Below are 3,690 nucleotides of genomic sequence, written 5' to 3' on the forward strand. Positions count from 1 at the left end.
CTGGACACGGAACCGGGGGTAGATAAGCGCTCGGCCCAGGATATGGTCGCCGAAATCGGGGTAGAGATGGGTCAGTTTCCGTCCCATAAACATCTCTGTTCCTGGGCGGGTATTAGTCCTGGGAACAACGAAAGTGGGGGCAAGCGCCGCAGTGGGCGAACCACCAAAGGCAACAAATGGCTGAAGGCGATCCTGGTGGAATGTGGGCATGCTGCCGGACGGACTAAGAACACCTATCTGGGATCACAATATGCTCGTCTTGCCAGCCGCAAAGGGAGGAAGCGAGCAGCAGTCGCGGTGGGCCACAGCATTCTGGAAGGTGCCTATTTCATCATCCGAGACAAAGTGCCTCACCGCGAGTTGGGCGTCAACTACCTTAACGAAATCAACAAAAAGCATATCATCCGCCACCATGTCCGTCGGCTCGAAAGCCTGGGACTCAAAGTCGATATTCAAGGACTCCCGCTGGTAGCATAATGACCACTACGGGGGGTTATTTTCAAGGGAGGTAGCCAAAGTGAAGATAGCTGTTCTATATAGAGGCTGTCTAAAAACTCCAATTTCAAAAACTCATCTCCCACTTCGCCCCTAAAAAGGAGCTAATTTCGCATAAAACTTCCCACATTGACCTCAAAATCAGATCTCATGTAGGAGTAATTCCCCACCTTGGGCAAAATGCCCTTAGTTTTTGGACACCCTCTATAGTGGAGCTTTCGGCCTAAAGGTTCTCAGTCACTTGCGCGATGTGGAAAAGTTTTGCACCGGCTGTACCGACTGCACTGAATGTCGTCGTCAGTACGATTTGAACTATTCCCGGGATATCGCCATTGTTTGGGAACAGCCTGACAACCTGCCTGTCATGTTGGAGGAAGACCCGCTTCAGTACCTGCCGCCTGTTGCTCAATTCAAGGGTGTGCAAACTGTGTTAGCGATTAACTTGCATCAGGACATCCTTCTTTCCCTGCCGGAGTTTTGTATCCAGGCAGGGGTGAAGGCGTTGGTTGTTCCGCTGGAGGATCCGCTCTGGCTGCAGGGCGGTGCCCGCAGGCAGGTGGAACAGAAAGCTAAGGGGACAGACTTGGAAATCGTTTTCCCTAAACCTTTTTGTGCTTTGCGGGAGAACGAGCTTCACCCGGAAGTTAACAAGTTTATTCGCCATTTTCGCATAGGTTTTCCCTTGTTTAGTATCAGAAAAATGGACGGAGTGATCCAAGAAGCCAGAGTTGTGCAAAGTTCCCCCTGCGGAGCAGCCTACTTTGTGGCACGCAACTTGGCGGGTGTGCTTGATGATGAAAAGCTGCATGAAATAGTTGGTAATAGGTGGCACAATTATCCCTGCACCGGCAGCATGAAAATGGACAGGGAGCTAAAAGATACCGTCCTGCATTTTGCCGGCGAGTTGCACCGTGAAGGAGTGGACATGGCTACCAGTATTGCAGAAGATCGGCGCAGAAGCGCGGATCCTGCCGTTACAGCTATGCTTGCCACTGTTATGCCTGTTGATACCGCATTTCAACGCTACCAGGCGCAACAGCCGCAATGTCGTTACGGAGATTCGGGAATTTGCTGTCGCATTTGTATCCAAGGTCCGTGTCAGATTACTTCTTCGGCTCCTAAAGGTGTCTGTGGTGCTACGGCCTATACCATTGTGGCGCGCAACCTGCTTCGTTCCGTACTAGGCGGCACGGCTGCGCATTCAGACCATGCAAAGCATATAATGCTCACCTTAAAGGCAGTAGTTGAGGGCCGAGCCGGGAAAGACTACGGCATTGCCAGTCCGCAAAAACTGAAGACAGTGGCTACAAGAATGGGCATCACCACCGTAGGACGGGAAGACATGGATATTCTGCGCGAGCTGGTAGCACTTTGTTTAGCTGAGTACAGTCGCTTGGAAGATGGCCACCTGCAGTGGGTGGAAAAAACCGTCATCGCCGCGCGATTCAGGATATTCCAGGAAACAGATATTTTGCCTACAAGTATTTTTGACACAATCGCTACAGCTATGAGCCAAACGCATCTGGGGATGGATGCCGACCCGGTCAGTCTCATCTTTAAGACGCTGGAGGCGGCTTTGGCTGACTTTGCGGGCATGCATGTGGGTACTGATCTCTCTGATATCCTTTTTGGGGTTTCCGCCCCGGTTTATACCGAAGCAAACTTGGGCGTGATAGACGAGCATAAGGTTAATATAGCCGTCCATGGCCACAACCCCCTTTTGTCAGAATTGATAGTGATGGCAGCCCGGGATTTGGATAACGAGGCGCGGGAAGCAGGTGCAGCGGGAATCCAGTTAATGGGTGTTTGCTGTACAGGCAACGAGGTTCTGATGCGCCAAGGAGTTCCTTTGGCAACCAACTTTATGTCGCAAGAGTTGCCCATCATGACGGGCGCGTTGGATGTGATGGTGGTTGACGTGCAATGCATAATGCCTAGCGTACAGGCGGTTGCGGAGTGTTTCAAAACGAAGATTGTCACAACTTCCCGGAACGCGCGCATTCCCGGTTCACATTTTGTGGATTTCACGACGAAGCAGGCGTTGGAGAAGGCCAAGGAAATTATTCACCTGGCTATTGCTTCATACCAGGAAAGATTAGGCTCTCCTTGTTTTATCCCGGCAGTAAAAAAACAGGTAGTAGCAGGGTTTAGCCTGGAGGCACTCTATGAGCTATTTGCCGCCTTAAATCCAGATAGGACTTACGCAGTTGGGGTAAGACTGTAGGTAGGGTTACCCAGATAAGCCCGTATTGCCTCCCTGATAATGGACACCTTTGCCTCATACCAACTATTTCCCGTTCGCAACTTGTGTATCTCCAAACGCAGAAATGCCCGCAGCGCATAAAGAAAGTGATTCTTCTGTGCCACCGCCTTCCGTACTTGCGCTCGCTCAATTCCGCAGCACTGCTTGATCCCCCGATGATATACCTCGATCCTCCACCCCTGGCTCTCCAAGTCCTCCCGACTAGCTTCGTCCATCTGAAGATCATCAGTCGCCCAGTATTGCCCGTCCCCGTTTTCAGAGACCGTCCGAAATACCTTGATGAACCCATATCCCTTCAGATGTACCACTCGTCCCTCTGGAGGAATCTTCGCTTGACTGAGGGGAATATTCCCTTCCCCATCAGGATTGACCAAACGGTTACTCTTCAGCCTTGTTAGCCAATGCCAGCCGTAATCTCGGACCCTCTTCAGATTTCCCAAGCTGGCATACCAAGTATCAAACAACACAAAGCTTGGCTCAAAGTCCCGTTCCTTAGCTTCCTTAAGCATCGCCTGGAAATGGTCGTTTTTGCTCTTACCGTCTTAGGTTTTGGCATAGACCCGAAAGTCGCAGGGGATGAGAGCTTTCCCATCGGTCCAAAGGAGGGTTTGAAGGTTGATGCCGCGCACCACTTGCCGGTGTTTACCGCTCCAATGGTAGGTGACCAGTTCCATCTTCCGGGCATAAAGCTTGTCCAAAGTGGTATCATCCACCACTAGGAGCCCCTGTTTTCGGTCGACCAGCTCTTTTGCCTCCTGCCACAACGCTTCCGTATCTGGCGACTGTCTTTGCAGCAGACGGGTAAAGGCGTCGTGAGCTGGCGCCTTCCCTTCGGGTTGGCACCGGGCGGCTTCTGTGCAGGTGAATACCTTCTGACTAGCTATGAGAAAGTGGATGTAATCCAGGTCATCGCATTTGAGTGGGTTCATATT

2 protein-coding genes and 1 pseudogene are annotated in these 3,690 nt (G+C 51.4%); 2 read left to right on the plus strand and 1 reads right to left on the minus strand.

The features are described 5' to 3' along the window. Both HW443_RS09770 and HW443_RS09775 read left to right on the plus strand, forming a co-directional pair. Window positions 1-477, plus strand: a 477-nt coding sequence (locus tag HW443_RS09770; RefSeq protein ID WP_176238120.1) for a transposase, incomplete at its 5' end; no start/stop codon positions are given. Window positions 478-688: 211 nt separating this feature from the next. After that, complete coding sequence (locus tag HW443_RS09775) at window positions 689-2,719, plus strand: DUF166 family protein (RefSeq protein WP_176238121.1); 2,031 nt, start codon at window positions 689-691, stop codon at window positions 2,717-2,719. Here the strand turns inward: HW443_RS09775 and HW443_RS09780 are convergent. Continuing rightward, window positions 2,695-3,687, minus strand: a pseudogene (locus HW443_RS09780) (IS701 family transposase). The gene HW443_RS09775 and the pseudogene HW443_RS09780 sit on opposite strands and share 25 nt — an antisense overlap. Window positions 3,688-3,690 lie beyond the last annotated feature (3 nt).

The organism is Candidatus Hakubella thermalkaliphila (assembly GCF_013281975.1).
Lineage (GTDB): Bacteria > Actinomycetota > Humimicrobiia > Hakubellales > Hakubellaceae > Hakubella > Hakubella thermalkaliphila.